General features: G+C 60.4%; 11 protein-coding genes and 1 pseudogene. 4 read left to right on the forward strand and 8 right to left on the reverse strand.

Annotation, left to right across the window (positions count from 1 at the left end; genetic code table 11):
* Window positions 1-302: 302 nt before the first annotated feature.
* Together BSU04_RS23455 and BSU04_RS48870 are read right to left on the reverse strand one after the other, a co-directional pair.
* Entirely contained in the window at window positions 303-12065 is an 11763-nt protein-coding gene (locus BSU04_RS23455) for a hemagglutinin repeat-containing protein (RefSeq protein ID WP_256983249.1), read from the reverse strand.
* 30 nt (window positions 12066-12095) lie between these two features.
* A pseudogene (locus tag BSU04_RS48870) lies at window positions 12096-12212 on the reverse strand (ESPR-type extended signal peptide-containing protein); the annotation flags it as partial.
* 378 nt (window positions 12213-12590) lie between these two features.
* Between BSU04_RS48870 and BSU04_RS23460 the strand changes: the two are divergent.
* The gene (locus tag BSU04_RS23460) at window positions 12591-12944 is read left to right on the forward strand and encodes a hypothetical protein (protein WP_256983250.1); all 354 of its coding nucleotides are present in this window, start codon (window positions 12591-12593) and stop codon (window positions 12942-12944) included.
* 448 nt (window positions 12945-13392) lie between these two features.
* Here BSU04_RS23460 and BSU04_RS23465 read toward each other — a convergent pair whose 3' ends face one another.
* Window positions 13393-13602 (reverse strand): hypothetical protein, encoded by a 210-nt coding sequence (locus tag BSU04_RS23465; RefSeq protein ID WP_089162820.1) that lies wholly within the window; start codon window positions 13600-13602, stop codon window positions 13393-13395.
* Window positions 13603-13688: 86 nt separating this feature from the next.
* On the opposite strand from BSU04_RS23465, the gene BSU04_RS23470 reads away from it, so the two are divergent.
* Window positions 13689-14099, forward strand: coding sequence for a DUF2000 domain-containing protein (locus BSU04_RS23470; RefSeq protein ID WP_089162821.1), 411 nt, complete (start codon window positions 13689-13691; stop codon window positions 14097-14099).
* 89 nt (window positions 14100-14188) lie between these two features.
* On the opposite strand, the gene BSU04_RS23475 is transcribed toward BSU04_RS23470, so the two are convergent.
* The 4 genes from BSU04_RS23475 to hpnD form a co-directional block, all read right to left on the reverse strand.
* Entirely contained in the window at window positions 14189-14842 is a 654-nt protein-coding gene (locus BSU04_RS23475) for a phosphorylase (protein WP_089162822.1), read from the reverse strand.
* A gap of 89 nt (window positions 14843-14931) precedes the next feature.
* A complete protein-coding gene (shc, locus tag BSU04_RS23480; protein WP_089162823.1) occupies window positions 14932-16911 on the reverse strand; it encodes a squalene--hopene cyclase in 1980 nt (659 codons plus the stop codon).
* Window positions 16911-18194: a hydroxysqualene dehydroxylase HpnE gene (hpnE, locus tag BSU04_RS23485; RefSeq protein ID WP_089162824.1), complete on the reverse strand. Its 1284-nt coding sequence runs from the start codon at window positions 18192-18194 to the stop codon at window positions 16911-16913. The genes shc and hpnE overlap by 1 nt, the downstream gene beginning before the upstream one ends.
* The gene (gene hpnD, locus BSU04_RS23490; protein WP_089162877.1) at window positions 18194-19039 is read right to left on the reverse strand and encodes a presqualene diphosphate synthase HpnD; all 846 of its coding nucleotides are present in this window, start codon (window positions 19037-19039) and stop codon (window positions 18194-18196) included. The genes hpnE and hpnD overlap by 1 nt, the downstream gene beginning before the upstream one ends.
* Window positions 19040-19690: 651 nt before the next feature.
* Between hpnD and BSU04_RS23500 the strand changes: the two genes are divergently transcribed.
* On the forward strand, window positions 19691-21952 hold the full coding sequence (locus BSU04_RS23500) for a hybrid sensor histidine kinase/response regulator (RefSeq protein WP_089162826.1): 2262 nt from the start codon (window positions 19691-19693) through the stop codon (window positions 21950-21952).
* 194 nt (window positions 21953-22146) lie between these two features.
* Window positions 22147-23379: a hypothetical protein gene (locus tag BSU04_RS23505; protein ID WP_089162827.1), complete on the forward strand. Its 1233-nt coding sequence runs from the start codon at window positions 22147-22149 to the stop codon at window positions 23377-23379.
* Window positions 23380-23482: 103 nt separating this feature from the next.
* Here the strand turns inward: BSU04_RS23505 and BSU04_RS23510 are convergent, their stop codons facing one another.
* On the reverse strand, window positions 23483-24037 hold the full coding sequence (locus BSU04_RS23510; protein WP_089162828.1) for an NADPH-dependent FMN reductase: 555 nt from the start codon (window positions 24035-24037) through the stop codon (window positions 23483-23485).
* Window positions 24038-24314: the final 277 nt, after the last annotated feature.

Raw genomic sequence — 24314 nt, forward strand, 5'->3', positions numbered from 1 at the left:
TCACGCCTGCTTGAACCACGCTCCACAATCAACGAACCCGGCCACGGCCGGGTTCGTTGTAATTTCGATTTAGCGTTGTCGCATTTTTAGCCATCCGAAGACAGTAAAGACAAGAGCGAGTAGCACACCTTTGCTCAATATACTCTTTACGCTAATAGTGCCTAAAACTCCTGCAGCCCCCAAGGCCTGATAGCAACCTTGGACAAAGAAGCATGCGAGATAGCTACCCACAACCCATATCACTGTCATTCCAGTAATGCAAATGAGGAGAGATATCATCAGCATAGTAAGCAGGGGTTTTATCATCTCCCAACCCCTGGCTGATTTTGCATACGCTGATATATACCATTAATTATTTCTTGACCTGATGCGCCTCCAACTGAACCACCGATAGTAGAGAAATTGTTCGGACCAAACATATTCCATCCACTTCCAGATAAGACGCCGGTTGCAGCCCAATTCGGGCCATTGATCGTCGGCTTAATGGCTGTATTGACTCCAGATTCACCGAGCTTTCCCATTCCGTAACCTAAGCTGGATAACACACCGCTGGTGATGCCTGATCCAATCACGCTGTTGTTCTGGCCATACACAGCGTTATTGATTCCGGTACCCGTGGCTCCGCCGAGCGCATTCACTGCTATGTTCCATCCCAAACCGCCATACACGCCAACGCCACCCGATACACCGGCGATTCCCACATCAATCAGGTTGATCTTGCCGTTTTGGTAATACTGCGAGCCCGCATTGATACCCGCGCTGATCGCGCCAGTTCCCGCCGATGAGGCCCACGTACCCGAGCCCAGCGCACCGCCCGAACTAAAGATCGGCGCACCCGGCAAGGCGCCAACCGGACCCGCAAGCGCCAAGCCACCCGCTGCCGCCGCCGCGCCCCACGTCTGGTTGGCAAGCGCATCGCGGCTTGCTGCATCATGAGTCGCCGAACCCGCAATATCAGCGGCCGCAGGTTTATTCAGCCCTGTGCCATTCGGGTAATACCCCGCATACATATTCGGATTCGCCTTCTGATCAGGCGTCGCATAAAACATATAACCCGGACCGCTGTTTCCATCGGCTGGCAGCATTCCATGCGCTTGACTCAAGAACGCGCTCGCAGTTTGATTCCATGCGCCCGACGAACCGTTTTGCAGTTGCCGATCTGCCTGAGCGGTTAATTCGCTCGCGGCCTGGTCAACAGTGATTCCATTCTGCTTGGCATAAGCCGCTGCATTGGTTTTAATCCACTGTTTTTCATCCGGATGAAGTTGCCGGTTATAGATCTGATTGTTGGACGCCGAGCCCGCCCCAGCAAGCGCTCCTTGCCCACCGGCTAGCGCCCCCGCAGCAGCTCCACCCGCTGCTGCAACAACATCATTTAATGCATTCCTCGCCGCTTGCTGCGACCCCGCCGGCAATCCACTGACCGCCTGATCGATGATCGGTTTAGCCAACGCCGTCAATGCGTCGCCCGTCAGCGACCCGCCAACCGCTCCTGCAATGTTGCCACCCGAGATCGCCGCACCAATCGCGGCCACCGCCGCATGCATCGCGTCTCGTCCCGGCTTCCCCTCGCCGAACACCTCCGGATTGCTTTTCGCGAGAGATCCTGCCGCTTCAGCCATCGCATACGTCGCTGTCTTCCCAAACGCCTGCGCGAACGCCAGGTCGTTTTGCGTCTCCCGCAAGTTAAACGTGTTCTGAACCGTCTGGTTCGCGTTCGACGTGTCACGCGAGAGCCCCGCCGTGCTATCCGTCCCATTCACGTCATCCGCTCTTACCGTGATGGTTGCAGGACTAATCGCCGCATACGTCGTGCCGTTGGCGTTGTCGCTCGTTTGCGCCGCTTGTGGTCCGCCCACCGTTCCCGAGTTCAACGTCACACCCGTGGTCGATCCCGATGACTCAAACGTGTTGGCAATGTCGCTGTAGCTGAAGCTGCCGGTTGTCAACGTGTTCTTCGCCGCCGCCGAGCTCGCAATCTGCGCTCCATTCAACTGCGTATGCCCAGCGACATTCACATCAAACCCACCCTCACCCGCAACGATGCCCGTCTGCTGACCCACCGCATCGAAGTTGGAATCGATCTTCGTCCTGCTCGCAGATGCACTGCCCGAGAGCCCGCCCGCGCCGAACGTATAGCTCAAGCCACCGCCCGCGCTGCTTTGCCTCTCAGCGTAGTTTGACGTGTCCTTCTCACTCGTCATCGTCAAGTCCCGACCCACATCCACACTCACCGCGTTGCCTGACGCTAACGCGCCATCAAGCGTCGTGTCCCGTCCCGAATGGATCGTGAGCGCGTTGCCTGCCGCCACCGTCGTGTCCTCCTGCGTCACGCTCTCGCCGTTGCCATGCCCGCTCGCCGCATAACCGTTGGCAAACACGCTGATCCCTGCACCGCCCTTGGAACTCACCCCAATCCCCACACCCGCATTCCACCCGTTCGAGCCGTTCGTGCTCGAATCGATTTGCGTACTCTGCGCACTTTTTAGCGTCACGTCGTTGTTCGCCCACAAATCGACGTCCCTGCCCATCACGTTCGCATCGGTCATCGTGATATCGCCCGTTCCTGCTGCGCCGTTTCCACCAGTGGCCGTAATACTCACGTTGTTGTTGCCAACGATCGATGACCCACGCGCCGTCGATATCGACGTGCTCGACGCCTGATCGTTTTGGCTCGACCCAATGCTCAACTGCAACTGAACACCCGATGCGTTGGCAACATTACCGCCGCTCGCCAACGCGTCCGCCGTGCCAGCGATCTGGCCACGGTTCTGATACGCCGCCTCCGCCGCTGCCAGCCCTTGCACCGCGGCCAGTCGCGAATCGCCTGACTGAGTACCCGACTTCACATCGGCGACCATCGTCTGCGCTGTATCGAGTACCCCGCCGCCTATGCCCACGGTAAGCCCCGACTGCTTCGACCTTTGCGTCTGCGCATCCTGATACGCGTCGTACGCAGCATTCACCGTGACGTTCTGAGCTTTGATCGCCACATCCTGACCTGCGACCACTTGACTGCCAGTTAGCGTCACGTCATGACCGGCGTTAATCGAAACGTCCCCTGCCGATGCCCCGATCGTGCTGCCGTGGTTCGTCACGCTCGATGATTGATCCGTCTGCGCCAACGACCGGCTGCCAATCGTCACGCCCAAGCCACCGCTACCCATCAAGCCTGACTTGCTCGATTGGTACCCACTGCTTTGCGCGTCTGTGCTTTGCGACGTGGTGATATTCACATCCTGACCTGCCTGCAGCGCCACGACGTCTGTACCGACCACAGCGCTTCCGCGAACGTTGATATCGTGACCTGCGCCGATAGCTACCGAGTCGCCCGATACGAGCGAGCCCGTCGCGTTATCTCCCGCAAACGTTCGCTGCGAATCCGTTGTCGACCGCGATAACAAGCTCTTCGACGACGAATGCGATGTATCGCTAAAGCTGGTCTTATCATGCGCTTCGACCATGTTCACATCGCCGGTCGCCCCCATCAGCACCTGACTGTTTCCCGCGCCATTCGTCCCGGCAACAATCGAAGAACCCTGAAGCGTCAGATCTTTCGCCGGCGCTGATCCGACCACCGGCAGCACAAGATTGCCGTTCGCATCCGGCTGCGCGCCAGCCAATACGGTGACATTGCCGCCCGCAGACAGCGAGCTCGCCGCATTCGTTTCGGCGCTGGAATGCACCGTCTCCCAGGCGCGGCGAGACTCCCCATGGCCGTCGTTCGTGCTTGTGTTCGTCGCGCTCACAATACTCACGTTCCCAGCGCCCGCGACCACCGTGCTCCCCCCGGCATTCAACTGACTGCCGGCTACATTGATATCACCGCCGCTGACAACGCCAAGATTTCCACCCGCCGATATCGTGCTTCCGGCTGCCTGCGTCGAGACAGTGTGCTCGGTGTTTTTACCCGCCTGCGTGGCGACGTCCGAACCGGTCTGAGCCGCAGCGATGTTCACCGCATGTCCCGCCGACATCCCCATCCCCGCACCTGCCGTGATCTGCGCACCTTGCACCGTGATGTCATTGCCCGCGTTCATCAACGTGGTTCCGCTCGACTGAATCTGCGCCACCGGTCCAATCGACGTGTGGGACGAAACGCCGCTCGCGGACGTCGACCATTCCGTATCCGTCACGGACCGGTTGACGATGTCATGTCCCGCCTGCATACCGACGTTACCGCCCGAGATCAAGCCACCGATGTTCTGGATATCGTTGTTCGCAATCAGAATCGTGTTCTGTGTGCTGCTGATCGCACCACCGTTGTTCATGATATTGGCGCCACTGATCCCAACCGAATTGCCCGCGATCAACGCGCCGGTCGGAGAAAGGGTGGCGTCATCCGTCTTGGCGAGATAGACCTGCGGCACGAGAACGGTTTGCCGGGTGCCATCGGGCATAGTCACGGTCTGGTTAACGAGCCATACGATGTCCTCAGTCAACGCAGCCATCTGCGCATCCGTGAGCGCCACGCCCGGTTGCAGGCTGAACTGTTTTTGTACTGCCACACTGCTCAACATCAGTTGCCGATATTGCTGCTCGGCACTGGTGTCGCCGGGCAGATACTTGCGTCCTGTCAGACTCGTTACCTGATTTTGTACAAGTTGCGTTTCATAGAAACCATCGCCCAGGCGCTTTTGCGTCTGCTCGGGATTGATACCGAGCAGGTTGAGCATGTAGTCGCTGGAAATGAATGTGCCATAGCTCGTGAAACGCGGGTCGGTTTGCACGAGATAGCTCTGGCCGGGCGTATCGCTGACTTTGTACAAGCCACTCGTCGGCAGTACCGGACTCAGCAGAGCGGCACGCGCGCCATCCACTTTTCGTACCGCACCAGACACCGCCGCAGCGGCGGTCGCGCCGCCCGTTGCGTTAATCGTGCCTGTGCTGGTTGTCACCGCCCCCTGGGCACCATTGGCCGCGCTACCTGCGGCACCAGCCGTGCCCGTTCCTCCAACCGAGCCGCTCGCACCAGCAGAACCAGCCGTGCCCACCGAACCCGACGCGCCCGCCGTGGTGATCGTGTCGCCCGTGCCCACCGCGCCCGGAAGCGTCACATTACCCAGGCCCAATGCCTGCGCACTGGCGCCAGCGACACCGCTCGCCGCTGACACGCTGCTGTTCGTGATGTCACCGCCGTTGATCGACACGGTCTGATTGCTCGTGATCGTGCCACCGGCAATGCCGGTATTTTGGGTAATGGACGGATTGGTCCACGTGACCCACTGCACGGGTGCAGTCGGATCGGAAGCCCATGGGCTGCTATAGCCCGAGCGATTCGAAAATGAATACGTCGTGCTGAGCTGCGCGCTGGTGTTGTTGATCGCTGCGTTGCTGCTGCCATTCGTACCATTGACGACCTGCTGCTGGTTGACGTTCAGGTCCCCGCCCGCAGCCACCGTGCCGTTGTCGTTATTGAACCGGCTGCCTATGACCAGGTTCATTGCTGAGCCTGCGGTCATCAGCGCGGGCGCGCCGCTCCCGGCGGACAGCGTGGTCTCCGCGACGGTCTGCGTCGCTTGCCGCTCCACTTCCGTAGGATACGAACCCGGACCGCTGCCCGCGCGGCGCTGCTCGGTCGACTTAATGATCTGGGTAGTCGGGTCCGTGTAGCCCGGATACGTTTCAAGCCTTACGCAGGACGTCGTGCAGTCTCCATATTGATTGGAATAGGAGATGGTACCGAGCTGGTTGGAGACCGTATCAAGGCTGTGATCCGGAAACGCGTTGCCTCCGCCGGTCTGGTCCGGGTTCGACTGGTCGGTGGTCTGACTGTAAACGTACAAGACGACCTGTCCCGCGGCCACGTCCACGCGCAACTGCTGCCCGTACTGGATGTTCCCTCCGCCGTTGGGTTGACCGTAAGTCAGACCACTCTGCTGCCACTGAAACACCGATGCGTTCGCTGGCAAGTTGACGACCACTCGCTGGACGATATAACCATCGGGCGTCACAACGGGCGTTGAAGACACGATGTCCGACGGATTCACGTAATACGCGGTTTGAATATTCGTGTTCGCATCCTGAAACGGGGCGGTGTTGCCGGGCTGGCCCGGGTGCCACCACGGCAACTCCTTCATCACATACGTTTGGGTGCTTGTGGTGGTCGTCGTCTGGATATTCTGGCGGACGTTATTTATCTGGTTTGCGGCTGCATCCAGATTGCCACCAGCTTCAATCGTCGACGATAAGTTATTGATGGTCCCAGCCTGATTGATCAGCGTGCCGTTCGCATCGGTACCGCTGTTTGCGGCCATGTTGACGTCGCCTAGACTGTAGACGGTGGCGCCGTTTTGATTGTTGATCGTGCCCGGCACCCACAGGTTGGCCTGCTCAGTGCCCGCGATGATCGCGGCAACTCCGTCGTTGGTCAGCGTGTTCGCGTTCGCGTTGATCGTGCCGCCGATAATCGTGGCCGTGTTCTCGAGCGTATTGCTGATCGTCGTGACGGTATTGCCTTCAATACGCCCGGCGTTGTTGATATCGCCCGCGCCATTGCCGGCGATTAGCGTCGTTTGGCCTGTCGCGGCATCGCCTGCTGTACCCGACACAATGTCCGCGCCAGCCGTGTTCACGATATTCGCCGCGCTCACGGTCACGCCGCCCGCTGCCGACAATGTCTGCTCGTTCGTGAACGTGCCTGATGTCGACAACTTGAGGTCGTGGTTCGCCGTGATCAGGTTGCCGGCGTTGTACGTATAGTCGCCTTGCAATGAAACAGTTGCGTCATGGCCGCCGATGATCTTGCCGTTGCCGGTAAGCGCGTTGGCCGTTATCGCAAGGTCGCCACCGCTTCCCACCGAGCCGCCGCCGTTTTCCAGCGTGCCGGTTGAAATCGTAACGGTTCCTGTGCCACCCAATGGATTCGCAATTTGCCCGTTCGTGTTGTTCAGGCTAGCCGTAGTCAGCGCAACGTTGCCGCCGCTTACCGTTCCGCCGACATTGGAAAGAGAGGCGCTCGGTTCGTTGAGCGTCAACGTGCCGCCAGAAACCAATTGCCCATCGTCGTTGACAACACTGCCCGGCACAGTGAGCGTCAACGCACCGCCCGCCGCCGTCTGGGCACCTTGCGTGTTACTGAAATTAGCGCCCGCGATGGCGACATCGCCGTTCCCACCGATCACGGCCGCCAAGCCGGCGTTCGTGATCGCGCCCGTCGCATTCACGCTGGTCTGAGCCGTGCCCGCATTGGTCAGGACACCGTTGGTATTGTCGATCGAACTGCCTGCAAGCGTCAGCGCACTGGTTGCCCCAAGGCTTTCGATCTTGCCAGCTACATTCGATACCGCACCCGCTGCCGCGACGGCAAGATTGCCTTGGGTCGCGATCGTGCCGCCGTCGTTGGTCAATGACGATTGCGAGGCCACACCGAGGTTGCCAAGGGCGGCCATCGTGCCGGATGTGTTGTCGATTGAAGCCGCGTTCACCGATACATCCGCAGCACCACCAATCGTGCCGGCGCGGTTGGACAACGCCTCCGCTGCAACCACCGCGACAGCGCCACTGCCAAGTCCGTGGACCGTGCCGCTGTTGTTATCGATCGATTGCGCGCTTACCGTTGCAGCGCCTGTTGCCGCCTCAATCGTTCCGCCTGTATTAACGACTGCGCCCTGACCGGCAGACACCGTAACCGACGATCCGCCGATGTATCCGCCCATGCTGTTATCGACCCCGCCCTGCCCGATCAACGACTTCGCGCCAAGCGCCGATATCTGGCCGCCACGGTTCGATACAGAACTCGCGTTGACCGTCGACATGCCGTTGGTCGCGATCACACCGCTGTCGTTATCGAGCACCCCGGTTGCTACGTTGAGACTGCCCGACCCCGAGTGCATGATCGATCCGTTCGCGTTGATCAGCGTCTGCGGCGTCATCGAGAAATCTGTCGCTGCGATTTGTATCGAGCCACCAGTGTTATCGAGCGTGTTCGCGACATCAAGCGTGGCAATGCCGCCGGATGCGGTCTGCGCGATCTTGCCACCGGCGTTGGTCAGGTTGTTCGCATGAAGGCTCGCTGATGCAGCGTTGACCCAACCATCGCTGTTATCGAGCTCGTCAGCGGTGATCGTCACGGCACCGGCCGCAGTAGTCGTTCCCGACTGAATGGTGCCGCCCGCGTTTGTCAATCGCGTGCCGGCCTGCACCGTCAGCGCGCCCACCGACGCGAGCGTACCGCCGTTGTTATTCACTGCCGTACCAGCAACGTCAAGCGTGCGCTGAGCGCTTACGGTCCCGCTGTTGGCAATAGTGGTTGCGCTTACTGCTGCAGCGCCGTTGCCGGAGATCGACCCGGCGTTGGACAACGCGCCGGTTTTGATATCGAGGGTGCCGGTGCCCGCGTGGGCGATGGTCCCTTGAGCGCCGTTAGTCAGCGAGCCTGACGAGATCGTGAAATCTTGCCCGTTGCTTTGAAGCGTTCCCGACGAGTTGTCCAGCGAGCCCGCAACCGAAACGATGGTGTTACCCATCCCGCTTTGACTCACGACCCCGGCGTTATTGATGAGATTGAGCGCCTGAACCTGAATCGACTGGCCTGATGCTGTGCCACCCGAGTTATCGAACGTGTTGGTCACCGCGATGCCCAGATCGGTTGCGGCGCTGAGTGTTCCGCTATTCGTGAGCGACCCGGCCGTGATCGACGCGGCGCCGTTGCTGCCGATCACCCCGCGCGAACTATCGGCTGCGGGCGCATTGCTCAACTGCCCAGCGACGTTGAGTGTCATCGCGCCGGTGCCGAGCGAAACAATGCGTCCCTGAGAGTTATCCAGCGATCCGGCGGACGCCACGAGCGGACCACCCGCATCAATCTCACCGCCGATGTTCGACACTGCTCCTGGCGTTGAAATAGAAAGACCGCCCTGACTAATGATCGCACCGCGATCATTAGTCAGCGAAGACTGCGACGCAACGTTTAGCTGACCAAGAGCCGTTATCGTGCCTGCTGTACTGTCGATCTGAGCAGCGTTTATCGATACGTCACCGTTCCCGCCAATCATGCCGCTGCGGTTCGAGACGGCACCGCTCGTGGTCACCGTGACGGCTCCCTTGCCCAGCGCGTGGACGGTGCCGCTGTTGTTATCGAGCGCTTGTGCGTTGAGCGTTGCCGGACCCGTCGCTGCCTCGATCATTGCGCCGGTGTTCGTCACGCTCCCCTGCTGCGCCGACACGGCAACGCTTGCACCACCGATATAGCCGCCAGTGCCCGCTAACGCGCCGTTATCAACTCCGGTCTTCCCCGTTATCGATTGCGCCCCCACGGCCGAAATCTGACCTCCGCGATTCAACACTGATGAGGCTACGATCGCCGATGCGCCGTTCGTGCCGAGCACACCGCCATCGTTGTCCAGCGCGCCGGTCTGCACGCCAAGCGTGCCGTTACCAGCGTGCGCAATAGTCCCGTTAACATTGGTCAGCGTCTGCGGTGTCAGCGCGAGATCGACCGCTGCAACCTGTATCGACCCAGAATTGTTATCGAGCGTGTTCGACACATCCAGCGTGGCGGTGCCATTCGTTGCCGACTGCGTAATCTTGCCGCCGAGGTTCGTCAGATTGACTGCGTGAATGCTCGCAGAACCTGCATTGATCACGCCCTGACTGTTATCCAGTTTGCCGGCCGTGATCGCTACCGTGGCAGGAGCAGAGGAAGTCCCCGAGCGTATCGTGCCGAGCGTGTTGGTGAGCTGAGTTGCGCTCTGGACCGTCAGGCCATCGACAGATGCGAGCGAACCACCATTGTTATTAATCGATACCGCCGTCACGCCGAGTGTGCGCTGAGCGCTCACTGTGCCGCTATTGGCAAGCGTCGTCGCATTCACGGTGGCATCGCCGTTGGTCGCGATAGCCCCCGAGTTCGACATTGCGCCGGTTTGGATCTCGAGTGCTCCGGTTCCGCTATGCGCGATCGATCCTTGAGCGCCGTTATTCAAGGAACCGGAGGATATCGTCAGATCCTGTCCATTGGTTTCGAGCGTACCTCCCGAATTGTTCAGCGAGCCTGCAACTGAAACCGTGGTGTTATCCGCTCCGCTTTGACTGATGACCCCGGCTTTATTGACGAGATCATTTGCCTGAACCTGAACGGTCTGCCCGGACGCGATGCCCTTCGAGTTATCGAAGGTATTGGCGACGTTGATACCCAGGGTTGTTGCCGCGTTGAGCGTTCCGCTATTCGTCAGCGACCCTGCGGCAATAACGGTCGCTCCATTGCCGCCGATCAGGCCATTCGATCCGTCGGCGGCCGGCGCATTGATCAACTGTCTGCTGACATTCACGGTCAAGCGATCGGCGCCCAGCGCTGCGATACGGCCTTGCGTGTTATCCAGCGATGCCGCGGATACGTTGAGCGCACCACCCGCATCGATGCTTCCGCCGACGTTTGAAACTGAACCTGTAGATGCGACGGTCGCGGCGTTCACGGCGGAAACTGCGCCGCCTTGATTGCTGATGCCCGAGGCTTGCACCGACAGCGCGCCATTCGACGCGACCACACCACTTTGATTGTTCAAAGGACCGGTCGTCACTGTCAGCTTGCCTGATCCCGCGAGCTGCACCTTGCCGCCAGCGTTTGCTATAGAACCCGCCCGCAGTGCGAGATCTGAGGCATTCGTGGTCAACGTGCCGCCCGAGTTGTCGAACTCGCCCGTGATCTGAATCGATGTGTCGGCGGTGCCGGTTTGGTTGATCAGGCCGCCTTTGTTAGAAAGACCTGCCGCATTTATGTTGATCTGAGCCGCATTGATTTGCGCGAGCTCGCTCGCCCTTTCTGCGTCGTTGCGCACCGTCCCTGCAGGCGCATTGATATCGACTCTCTGTCCAGCGCTCGTGTTGGCGCCCGTCAGATTGGCGTCACCGTTCTGAGCCAGCAGCGACAGGTTGCCGTTTGCCGTGGTCGTCGACCCGGAGAGATCAAGCGACGCACCCTGCAGCGTTGCGTTGCCGCCCGCGATGTTCCGGCCGTTCGCAGCAAGCGTATTGCTAGCGACGACGATCAGGTCACCGGACTGGCTCACGTTACCCGATGCATCCACTCCCGCAGCCAGGCTGCCCGTGGACGAGACGTTCGCGCCATTGACTACGACCTGGGCCTGCCCCGCGATCGTGCCGCTGTTCGACACATCGCCCGGTGAGTTGACGGTTGCCGACTGAAGTCCGTAGATCGAGCCGCTGTTTCCTACGCCACCCGCCGCCGACAGATTCAGGTTGCCCGACGCATTCGTGTTACCCAAGACGACCAGTTTGCCTTGCGTGGAAAGTGTGAGGTCACCCGACTGAGCGGCGATGGTGCCCGCGTCATTGACGCCGACGCCACGCTCGGTCCCGACCAGCCAGATATGCTGAGCGTACATACCGCCCAGTTGGCTCACATCGACACTGACCGAGGGCGCCGTCCCGGTGCCGGTGATGGGGGTTGCTGCCAGCGGAGAATGGTCGACTTGATTGGCGCCTGTAACTACGTTTAATGAGTTCGCGTACACGCTGGCGTTCACCGACACGGCACGCGCAATCACATCGACCTGATCCAGATTCGACGCGTTCAAACCGGCGCCGGTGAGCGAAACGGTGCCGCTCGTGACGCGAAACGCATCGAGACTGCCGCTCGGTCCAATGACAGGCATGCCGGTGGTGAGAATGCCGCGACTCGTATTGATGAAGCCGCACCCCGAACAAGTGATGCCTGCGGAGTTTGCGATCACGACTTCAGCCTTGCGTCCTGCGACTTCGATCTGTCCCGCGAGCATGGACGGGAGATTGCCGGTCACTTGATTCAGGATGATCTTCGCTGGCGACGTCAGATTTGCGTTGCCTGGAATCCAGCCGGCAAGTTGGCTCTGAATGGAGGTCGGTGAATTGTTCAATACCGCTCCGGCGCGGCCGACGGAAAATTGATCGTACTGGTTGTTCGATACACCCGCAGCCGATGGGCGAGAGATCTGAACCAGGGGAATGCCTGAAGGCGTGGTAGCGACAGTCGGTTTCTGTGCTCCAGCGTTTGGATTCGGAACGATTTGCGCGGCGACCCATACGGGAGTCAAGCCGAAGATGCAGAGGGCGCCGAATGCTGCCACTCTGAGTTGCCACACGAGGGGCAGCGGGCGGGATGGTGCATCGCCTGAATTTCCGCTGCTTGAACACCGCCCAGATACCGTCTCCGCGACCGCAACTAATGCGTTTTGAACACGGTTGAAAACAACACGGAAACAGTTTTTATTCATTTCATTACGCGCGTGGCAATCAGAATGGCCGGCGAGTGTAATGGTTACGTTTGTGAAAGTTGATACAAAGTGTCAAGGTAAGCTAATTATTGTTGTCGTTTTGGATTTCCATGTTTTTTTCGACAACGTGAGTATCTCGTTAGCCCGGCCTTTTCAGAATATTCTCAATTTGGCGCATCGCCGGGACTGTGCGGATTGTGGGGCATGCGATGAGAAAATTTGGCAAGTTCTTGATCGTTCACTTCGCTCGGTACGGGCCTCGTCAAGGATGTGCTCGCAGCCTCACATTCGATGGAGATCCGAATCGCGAAGGGGTGTATGTCTACGTTGTGTGACAATCAAGTCCTCACCCTACAAATCACAGCACGGCGGAAGATCATGAACATCAACAAGAAAGTGACGTATCTGGTCAGCATCTTTATCGGTACTCCGACACAGCAGCACGCACAGATCAAAGACATCGCGGCGCAAGTGTCAGGCGACGACTACGAGTTCTTGCATCTGCATCAAATGGGCGCGTTTTTGGTGCTGAACACGGATCGCAGCGCCAAGGAACTGGCGGGCTCGTTCTCGCGTGCGACAGCGGCAGATGATCGAGTGTTTATCTGCGAAATGGGCCAAGACTGGCACGCGCTCGGATTGAACAAAGCGATGTTCTGGTTGCAGAACCATCTGGCGACCAAGACGCAGACGCCCGCGACTAAGAAAGGGAACCCGTTTGGAGATGCGTGATCGTGTGTGAGATGAGCTTTTGGACGGATCTTGGATCACCGTTGTAATCGCGGGTAGATACTCCTCGAAGCTTTAGTGCAACCCCATCGAACGGCTGCCCTTCGGCCGGAGCTGACATTCAAGTATCACCGTAGGTCAGTCGGCTATGCGTCGCTTTCCTGACGTTCGCAGATGGAGTGTCGCGGTGACCAGTCTCACGGACGCCGAATGCGTACTTTCGATCCGAAACAGTCGGATGCCTCTCCTAAAAAAGCCGCCACTCGGTTGATGTAACGCGCCCCTGCCGCTCCGGAAGCATCTGCCGCTGTTTCGGCGCACTGCGAGTTATCTTTCGATCGCTAACTTCGGTCGTTCCGAATCGGGTTGCGTGCAACTCGGTTCGTCCCTCGTCAAAAGTGACCCATTGCGGCCTGCAATCTGACGACCGCTTAAGATGTTAATTGGAATTCTACGTGAACATCAACACCGTCCCGCTGCTCGACGCCGCCACCGTCGGGAAGCCGCCATATTGCTGACGTAGAGCCCAGTCCGCTCCAACGGCCGCTCCGGCCGAATGGCTGCCGTTCGAAGATACAACCGCGGCCATCCTTTTCGGCTGAACGTTATTCAGCCGAACCGCGAGCGGATCGCTTCGCACCTTCAATTCATCGAAGGACATTCGTTTCTTCAGTCCCACTATCCCGCCGACGCTTCACTTTGCCTACCATCCCAAAGTGACCACCCCCTAAAGCCTCAAACCACCCCATGGAATTCGACACCAAAGTAGCGATCATCATCTTCGACGACCTCGCCGTCTGGCAGAAGCTCAACGTAACCGCGTTCCTAGCAACCGGCATAGCAGGCGCAGCCCCTGACGCAATGGGCGAACCCTACATCGATGCCGCCGGCAGAACCCACGCCCGCCTCCTCGGCCAGCCCATCATGGTCTACCAAGCCGACACCCCCGGCCTTCTCCGCGCCTTCCGTCAATCGATAGAACGAGAACTCACCCGCGCCGTCTACGTCCGCGCAATGTTTTCCACTGGCCACGATGAAGCCAATCGAGAAGTGTTCCTAAAGGAGCCGGCAGATACGCCCGATCTAGTCGGACTGGCCGTGAGAGGCCCGAAGAAAGCAGTCGATAAAGCCATCAAGGGCTTATCGCTGCATGGATGATTGAAACGAGATCGAAACGCGGTCGCTCGCCAACCCACCGACCGCCATTCCCTACTCAGCCGCGCAACGGCCAAGGCAAACCAAAAACCCTAAACCCCCAAAGCCCCCGCCGCGCCCATAGCGTGCCGCGCCTGGACCAACGAAGTCCGCGCCGCCCGCGCATCGCCGGCGACCTTCAACAGCGCCCCAAGCTGCGAGGGCTCCTTCAACAACTCGCGCAAGATCGGCAGAATCGTCGTAGTCCCATCATCCCGCAACCCGGCCGTCGCAGCACTTGGCAAACTCCGCCAAGCCGGATCAACAATCGCCCGGCAAACCGCAAACGGTAACCCACGCGCCGTAGCAATCGCCCCGGCAATATGCGATTCCATATCCACCGCCAGCGCCCCAGTTGCCCGATAAAGCGAGCTCTTCTGCTGCTCGCCGGTCAAAGGCGCAGCCACACCGGCCATCGTCCCTCGAACCGCCTTCGCCTCCAGCGGCGTCCAGGCAAACGCCGCGAACAGCCTCGTAGACCATTCCGGATCGGTATCAAGCACACCGAACGGCCCCGATACCGAGCTAGCGATAATCACCGTCCCCGGCTCCAACTCTGGCGAAAGCCCTCCGGCTGTTCCGAAGCTGATAATCCCGGAGCACCCCCGCGTCAATGCTTCGCTTAACGCACGTTCAAGCAAATCCGACCGCGCCGCAAACACCGACTCCACTCCAGGTCCACGAGCGATACGCGCTTCGAACGCCATCCCCGTCACGGCAATCACGGGCAACCGCGCATCGCCAGAACCGGAGCCAGAACTGAAACCAGATCCAGAAGCAAAGCCCGGTCGCGAACTCACATGCCCGCCGTCACGCGCGACGTACCGTCGCGCATCATGTTCCTGTACCGTGCCATCGCCCAAAGCGGGAAGAACTTTCTATACCCGTGGTATCGCAGATAAAACACCCTCGGAAATCCAGTCGCTGTAAATCGCGTCTCATCCCACAACCCATGTTCACGCTGCGTGGCATGCAGATACTGCACGCCCTTCGCCACCGCCGGATGATCGACAAACCCCGCCGCCATCAACCCCAACAACGCCCACGATGTCTGCGAAGCCGTGCTCGGCGCCGCTTCATATCCGCGATAGTCGAGCTTGTAACTCTCCCCGCCCTCACCCCAGCCGCCATCGGCGTTCTGGATGCTGATGAGCCAATGCGCGGCGCGCTGAATGCGGCTATCGGTAAGAGGCAATCCAGCCGCATTCAACGCACACAGCGCAGTCCACGTGCCGTAGATATAGTTCAGCCCCCAACGCCCGTACCAGCTTCCATCGCGTTCCTGACCACGCAAAATATAGTCGAGCGAGCGCTTCGCCGGCTCACTCGTCGCTGGCTGCTCACCCAACTGCGCGAGCATCGAAAGACAACGCCCGGACACATCAACAGTAGGCGGATCGAGCAACGCGCCGTGATCGGAGAAAGGAATGTTGTTGAGGTAATACTGCGTGTTCTCAGGCTCGAATGCGCCCCACCCGCCGTCGCTGCTCTGCATGCCAACGACCCATTCTCGCCCGCGCGCAATCGCCTCGCCGTACAGCGCCGTCCCGTTTTCACGATCGGCACGTTCCATCGCCATTGCCACAACAGCCGTATCGTCCACATCCGGATAGTGCGGATTCGCGAACTGGAACGCCCACCCTCCAGGCCGGATATTCGGCCGGCGCGAGATCCAGTCGCCGCGTACATCGAGAATCTGGAGCGGCACCAACCAGTCCAGCCCACGCGAAACAGCAGCGCGTGCCTTGGGCGTATCGGCTTCGAGCAACGCGTGCGCAACCAGCGACGTGTCCCATATCGGCGATAAACACGGCTGGCAATAAGCCTCGCCGTCCGGCGCTTCATCGATGATCAAAAGCTTCTCAATCGACTTGCGCGCAATCGCCCGGTTCGGATGATCTTCCGGATAACCAAGCACGTCGTACATCATCACGGAGTTGGCCATCGCGGGGAAAATCGCGCCGAGACCATCTTCGCCGTTCAACCGTTCATCGACAAAACTCACGGCCGCTTCTATCGCGCGTTGCCGCGTGTGGCGGGGGAACAGCGGATCAGCGGCGCGCAGCACGGCATCCACGCAACGGAACAACACGAACCAGCCCTGATGCTGATGCGGCGCACGCGCGGCCATGCCGGCGTTCACGGGGGCATCGAAGAACAGTTCATCAATGCGCACGCCCTTCGGATTCCGCGCTTTCGGCCGCTTCGCGTTGAGCACGAGCAGCGGCACGATCACGGTCCGCGCCCAGTACGACACCTTCGACAAATGGAACGGGAACCACTCGGGCAAGAGCGTGATTTCCACGGGCATCATGGGCACCGCGCGCCACGACACCACGCCGAACAGCGCCAGCAGAATTCGCGTGAACACGTTGGCTTTTTCCGCGCCGCCGGCCGCGATAATCGCGCGACGCGCCCGCTGCATGTGTTCGGCTTCAGGCGAATCGCCAATCATCTTCAGCGCAAAATACGCCTTCACGGTGGCGCTGACGTCCATGGCGCCATCGGTGAAAAGCGGCCAGCCGCCATCGTCACGCTGGATCCTGCGCAAGTACCGCGCGATCTTCGCTTCGAGCTCGAGATTCGGCGTCTCGGCAAGGTAATGCACGAGCAGCACGTACTCAGCGGGAATGGTGGCGTCGGCTTCGAGTTGGTAGAGCCAGTAGCCGTCGGGATGTTGGTCGGCAAGAATGGCATCGGCAGCACGCGCCACCGACGCTTCCAGCGCCGCCGCCGTCACCGGCTGGAGACCGGGCGGCTGGACAGTTTCGTTCATCAGCGTTGCACCGAGAAATCAATCGAGGGATTCATAAGCAGGTCCGCGGCCTTCTGGCCGGAACGGATGGAGCCTTCTATCGTGGCGGGCAGACCGTTGGCCGTCCAGTCGCCGGCCAGCATCAGGTTGGACCAGCGCGTACGCGTGCCCGGCCGGAGGTTTTCCTGGCTCGGTATGGCCGCAAAGGTCGCACGCTTTTCCGTGACAATTTGCCATGTCGGCATGCGCTCAACGGGCAAGCGCGCCACCTTCGCGACCTCTTGCCAAATGCCATGCGCAAGCACTTCGCGCGGGGTATCGAGGAGACGATCCGCGCCGCTGATGGTCACCGAAAGACGTCCATCGAACGCGAACAGCCATTCGGCGGTGCCGTTCAGCAAACCGGTCATCGGCTCGAAGGCAAGCGGCGGATCAATCGCGAAATGCGCATTGATGATCGCGCGGAATTCGTTCGGCGCGGTCAACCCCGGCACCAGTTGCTGCGCGACGTTCGGCGGAACGGCAAGCACGACGCCGTCGTGAAGGCCGATGTCCACGCGGCCATCGTCGAAATCAAGCGAAGTCACACGCGTCTTCGAATCCGTGCCGGCGAAGCCGATCTCACGGACCCGCGACCCGAGCTTGATCTCCGCGCCGCCATATTGCAGCAGCCGCAACGCGGGATCGATGAACGCATGGCCCAGCCCGTTGCGCGCGACCAGCGGCCGGCACGCCTGACCGCCCAGCAGCAGCGATTCCTTCAGCACGTTGCCGGCAAGCACCGCGCTGCCTTCATGCGGATCCACATTCAGCACAGCCAGGAACAGCGGGTTGATCAACGCGTCCCATAAGCGCCCGTTCGTACGCATGGTCTGCTGCATCGTGCGGCCGGGTTTGGCGAACAGTAACGGCACAAGCGACAGATAATCCGCGGGCATGGTGCCCGGGACACGCGCGGCGGAATCGAAGATCCAGCCCGGCACGCGGCCCGGCGAAAGCTTCACTGTCCAGCGCGCGCCACTGCGCAAATCCATGAACGGAAACTCGGGCTGGGTCGGGCCGACGAGTTCGTCGGCAGCACCAATCGTCTTGGCATAACTCAGCGTGGCGTGATTGCCCGACAGCACCAGGTGGTTGCCGTTATCAATCGTGGCGTTGAGCTTGATATCGAAGTAAGAACGGCAGCGGCCGCCCGCATGCGGTGCGGCTTCGTGCAGGACCACACGCGCTCCACGGCGCTGCAACTGGACTGCTGCGGCGAGTCCCGACAACCCCGCGCCGATCACATGAACGAGACGCGACATCAGAAAATATGTCGCGCGACGATCCACAGCAGCCGCGAACGCGGCGTGCGGATGTGGTTACGCGGAAGATCGAAGCCGCGCTTCAAATTCGCTTCAAGCACGCACCGGTACGCACCCGACATGATGCGCGGCGCCCGCACCTGCGCGCGCGGCGCGGTGGCCATGATCGCATCGGATTGCGCGTAGTGGGACCGGGCGCGATCGGCAAGCGTCAGGCAGACACGCGGCAAGCGGGCATCGTTGACTATGGACGTGATGTCGGTCGTGGAAATACCTTCGCGGGACAGCAGTTCACGCGGCAGATAGACCCGTCCGATACCGGCGTCTTCATCGATATCGCGAAGAATGTTCGTGAGTTGCAGCGCACGGCCGAGGTGGTGCGCGAGACGCCGTCCGGCATCTTCGTGCATCCCGAATATCCTCACCGATAACCGCCCGACCGCACTCGCCACGCGGTCGCAATACAGGTCGAGCGTGGCTTCGTCGGGTGCGACGATGTCTTCGGCGGCGTCCATGGCCATTCCGTCGATCACGGCAATGAAGTCATCGCGTGAAAGATGAAAACCTTCAATATGTTGCGTCAACGCGGCCAGCGACCTGCGCGGCTTGCCGGCATAGCAATCGTCTATATCCGCACGCCATTGTTCAAGCGCGGCGGCGCGTTCGCCGCGCGGCAGCGTGCCGTCGGCAATGTCGTCAACCGCGCGGCAGAACGCGTAGACCTGATACATGGCGTCCCGCTGCGCAGCCGGCAGGATGCGCATGGCGAGATAGAACGAACTACCCGACGTTACCTTGGCAACGTCGGGAGCAGGATCGTCGGCGATAAGATTGGAAACGGCCAAGACGGACTCCGCTGTGGCGCCCCCAAGGGCAGCAAGTGTTAGATGCGGGCGCCGGACATGCAGCTTCATGGAACATGCTTTGAAGCTGAATGTAAGCCCGGCGCGAACCGGCTTCAGGCGGCGTGCAAGCCATGCCGGAAGCGGCGAAAAGTATATCAAGTTTGTGAAGTGTTGCCCTGCGTCGGCCTGCTGCGTGCTTTCAACCCGCTTGCCACGTGCCCTCCGCCGGCCTCAACCTTCGTACGAAACTGCAGCCGTCAGCCTGTATCCCTCGTTAATCACCATCACCTTCAAGTGCTGGCGCAAGCCGCTGATTCATACATCGGCAGAACGATTCAGCGACGCTGGGCGACCGAAGGCCGATATTCCCCGCTAACTTTACCCAGTCCACCGATTTTTACATCCGCCCTCGGCCTCCTGAAGCGTCATCTCTCCTCAATTCCTGCGCTTTAAACGTCGATACCGTGCATTTGACAGAACATCCATTCATCGGGTCAAAGGCACGATTTATGCACGCATTTCCTTTCCCGGGCGCCGGCGATAAACAAACAAACGACTAAAATGCGCAGAATTACATGTGCCGCAACCACTGCCCTCATCGTTGCATAAAGACGCCGCGCTCAGCCACTCACATCGGGACGACGACTCACCATGACGCCGCAACGCGAGGAACCGGGCGCTGACCATTGGCAAGACGAGCCGCCTTTTCCCGTCGTACCGGAGCGTAACTTCACCGCCCAGCGCATGACCCTGCGGGTCCTGCTCATCGCCGCCATTGTCTTGCCCTGCCTGTATGTGGCGGCCATGTCGTGGAGTGACCTGAAAGGGCGCGAAGCCGATGCCGCCGAGGTGGTTGACCGCAACGCGCACGTCGCCGAAGAACACGCGCTGAAAGTCTTCGACATGAACGAGACGCTCAACGCCCGCGTGATCGACCTGATCGACGGCGTGGACGACGACACGCTGCGCCGCGAAGAACTCGCCGTTCACAACAAACTCGTGGCAATGGGCGGCGGTTATCCGCAAGTGGCGTCGGTGAGCATTATCGGCGCGGATGGGCGCCTGATTGCCACGAGCCGCATCTACCCCGCGCCAGATATATCGATTGCAACCCGCGACGACTTCGTCGGCATCCGCGACAACAAGATGTTTGAAAACGTCTCCCGCGTGATGTTCGGCAAGGTGGCGGGCGAGACCGTGTTCAACACGGCCGTGCCGCGCAAAACCCCGGATGGCCGCTTTGACGGCATTGTGACCGTCGCGCTCCGCCCAGGTTACTTTGGCGCGTTCTATAACGAGTTGCTGGGCGAACACTCCACCGTATCGCTTGGCCTCACGCGCGCGGACGGCGCCGTGCTCGCCTGGTATCCCACGCGGCCGCCCGAGCGCATGGATCTCGCCGCCAGTTCGCCGTTGCGCGAAGCGTATGCCTCGGGAGAGCGGAACGGCGTCGTGCGAATGCGCTCAGGGCTCGACAACGAAATGAAGATCGTGGCGTATCGCAAGGTGGGGAATTATCCGGTGTATGTCTCCAGCGGATATCCCCTCGCCACCATCTGGGCTGCGTGGTACCGGCATGTCAGCGTGCTGATGCTGTCCTTGTTCGCGCCGTGCGTGGTGTTGTGGGGCGTGATCTGGTTGTCGCTGCGCCGCCTCGCCAATGAAGAAGATGCTTGGGAGCGCTGGCAGGCTGAAGCCTCCATGCGCCGTTCGATCGAATCGGCGTACCGGCAGGCACGCAAGATGGAAGCGCTGGGCAATCTGGTCGGAAGTGTCGCGCATGATTTCAACAACCTGCTGATGATCCTCTCAACGAACGTCCAGATTGTCCGGCGACGCGGCGCTACCGGACTGGATCGCGAGTTGTCGGCCATGGAGCGTGCGCTCAAAAGCGGCCAGTCGCTCACGCGCCAGTTGCTGGGCGTCGCCCGCAAGCAGCCGCTGCGCAACGAGACCATCGCCATCGGCAAGTGGCTGCCGGCCTGCCGGGAACTGTTGAAGGCGTCGCTCGGCGCGAAGGTCGCGCTGAATCTGGAAACGAATGGCGACGTATGGCCCGTTCGCGTCGATGCCGCCGAGCTGGAACTCGCACTGATCAACGTGGCCGTGAACGCCCGCGACGCCATGCCGAGCGGCGGCACCTTCTCGGTCCAGGCAAACAACGTGCAGTTTCGCCACGAGGACGGTTTTCCTATCGTCGGCGAATTCGTGCAGTTGACGCTGGAGGACACCGGCGCCGGCATGGGTCCCGAGGTCCTTGGCCGCGCGTTCGAACCGTTGTTCACCACCAAGTCCAAAGGCATGGGTACCGGCCTGGGCCTGCCGCAAGTGTTCGCGTTCTGCGAGCGCGCGGGCGGCGTGGCAACCATCGACAGTGCGGTCGGCGCGGGCACGTCGGTACGGCTGTATCTGCCGCGCGCGAGCGAAACCGCATCCGAAGCGCTCGACGCACAACATGACACGGCTGCAACCACCGAATCGCACGGGCTGCGCGTGCTGCTGGTGGAAGATAACGAAGAAGTCGCGGCAGGCACCGAAGCGTTGTTGTCGATGATGAATCACTACGTGACGCATATTTTCAACGCGGACGGTGCGCTCGCCATGCTGGAGGCGGCCCGTCACGACGTCGCCAATGACGGTGTGTTGCCGTTCGATGTCGTGCTCTCCGATATCCACATGCCGGGCAAACTGAACGGCATTGACCTGGCCGAGATCCTGCAAAGCTGGATACCGCGCGTACCCGTCATCCTGGTGACAGGTTATGCCGAAGAACTGGACCGGGCGCGTGGGGTCGATGCGCGCGTGCTGTCCAAACCGTTCGATATCGCCCTGCTCGATTCGCTTCTGCAAGCCATTCGCGAAGACCTGAACGCACGCGCCGACAATCGCGAGCACGGCGAAGCCCCGCACTGAGCCGGGCGCCTTTTTCCACACCATTTGTAAAAATATCCGCTCGCCGGCAGGCATCGGGAGGAGACGCCTGGGACTAAGGACGGCTTCACAGCGCTCACGCATGCTACCCGGCACGCGAGTTGCGAGTCCTTGAAGGAATTGCGGCGAATCCGTCTGACGCGTCGCATTTCAATCCAGCTACCCAGGAGGCAGCCATGCGACACACAGTTATTGGTATTTTCGATACCTACGACCAGGCCGAAGTGGCGCGTAGCGCGCTTGTTGCGTCGGGTTTTGCTCATTCCGACATCGAACTCCAGGCTGCACCCGAATCTTCTTCGCCCGAAGATCCGACTCTCGCGCCGGGCGTGGGGCAACCGTCCGAAACTGGCGGCGTGCTGGCGAACATCGAACGCTTCTTTTCGATGCTGTTCGGCGGCCGCGATCAACCGCCCGAAGTAGCCCATTATTCCGAAGCCGTGCGGCGTGGGGCGGTACTGGTGGCAGTCGATACGGCAACGGAGGCGCTCGCCGACACCGCGCGCCAGACGCTTGCTGAACAAGGCGCAATCGATATAGACGAACGCGCGGCCAGCTGGGGCACGCTGAATCACTCAAGGACGGGCAGGCCGGTACCGGCAGCCGATGAAGCCGAAAGCCGCGATCATTCGCTGCTCGACGAGCTCGGCCTGGGTAGCGGCAGCGCCGTGCCGGGACATGCGCCAGTGAATCCGCCGGTGGATCCCCTTGACCCCGTTCGCGCCGATGCCAACAGGGCACGTGCTTATCCGCACGCTGATCGTGACGATCCGGCTGTGCGGCCGCTCGACCCGATCAGCCCGGTCGGCCGCGATGTATTTGCCGGCGGCAGCGACTCGACCTATCGCGCAACCGGCGGCGATCCGATGACCAGCGGCACGGTCTGGCAGGACACGGACGAAACGAAACTTCGCGCGGCGGGTGCGGAGGATCCGTTGACGGGAACAACTTCCGCGCAAAGCTGGCGCGCTGTCGATCCCCTCGATCCGCTGGATGAAACCGAAACGTCGGCGCGAGTCAGTAGCGCTGGCGCCATGAGCGCGACGGGAGCGCCGGTTCCAGGTACGTTGAGTCAGACCGGTGATTCGGCGCTCGGGTTGCATGCGGGCCCGCGGAACACGATGCCGGACGAGTACATGGAGTACGAGGACGAGTTCCGCACGGATTACGAATCGAAGTACGCGGCGACGGGTACGAGTTATGAAGAGTACGAGGAAGCGTATCGATACGGCGTGACAGCGGCCAGCGACGAGCGTTATCACCGCCGCAACTGGGACGATACGATGGAAACCGAACTGCGCCGCGATTGGGAAGGCCGCAGTTCAGGTGGCCATGACACATGGGAGCGTTTCAAGCTCGCGGTACGTCATGGCTGGGAGCGTGTGACGGGCCATCAGCATCATCTGTAACCCGACCCGCACTGCTCAACATGTTGCAACGCCAACGGCCCGCTAAAGCGGGCCGTTGGCGTTTTGCTGAAGGGTTTTTCTTGAAGCGAGTTTTTGCCGAGGCCTAAACCGTTGCGAGGCGCTGAACCCACGCGGCGTATTTATCGACGAAATTCTGCAAGAACTTGCGCATGTCTTCATTCACGATAGTCCCGCTGGCATCAATACGGTTTTCATCGTGCTTGATGAACATCTCCGGCTGGCCCATCAGCGGCACGTCCAGGTAAGCAAGCACGTTGCGAAGGTGCGCCTGTGCGAGCGCCGTACCGGTCGCGCCCAGCGACGTCCCAAGGATCGCACCCGGTTTGTTGGCCCATGCGCTCTGCCCCCACGGCCGCGAACCCCAGTCCAGCGCATTCTTCAGCACGCCTGGAATCGACCGGTTGTATTCCGGCGTCACGAACAGCAGTCCATTCGCCGCCGCTATCTTTTGCTTTAAGGTTCGCGCGGCTTCGGGAAAGTCGCTGTCGTAGTCCTGGCTATAGAGCGGCAAGTTCGCAATATCCAGGAACTCGAACGAAAAATCCGGCGGCGCAAGTGACGCTACCGCATGCGCGAGCTGCTTGTTGAATGACTCTCGGCGAATGCTGCCAACAACAACCGCAATCTTGTAGGTCATGGCTTGTCCCGGTGACTGATTGAAGCGGAAGGATGAACTGCATCCACGAATGTAACGCGTACCAGCCGGCCCATCATAGGCGCTCGACCGGGGCCAAGGCTATCCGAAATGGGTCGGATTGACGCCTGGACCGGCATCTGACGGTGGACGTTTCCTGTCGCGTTCTGCTTCGAGATGGGCGTTTCGATCGATACCGGGCGACAGCCCTGTTTCAAGCCATTTTCGAGATGATTTCCACAAAGTTGTCCACAGAAACTGTGGACAACTTTGCAGATGT

Origin of the sequence: Caballeronia sordidicola (genome assembly GCF_002220365.1) — a bacterium.
GTDB lineage: Bacteria > Pseudomonadota > Gammaproteobacteria > Burkholderiales > Burkholderiaceae > Caballeronia > Caballeronia sordidicola_C.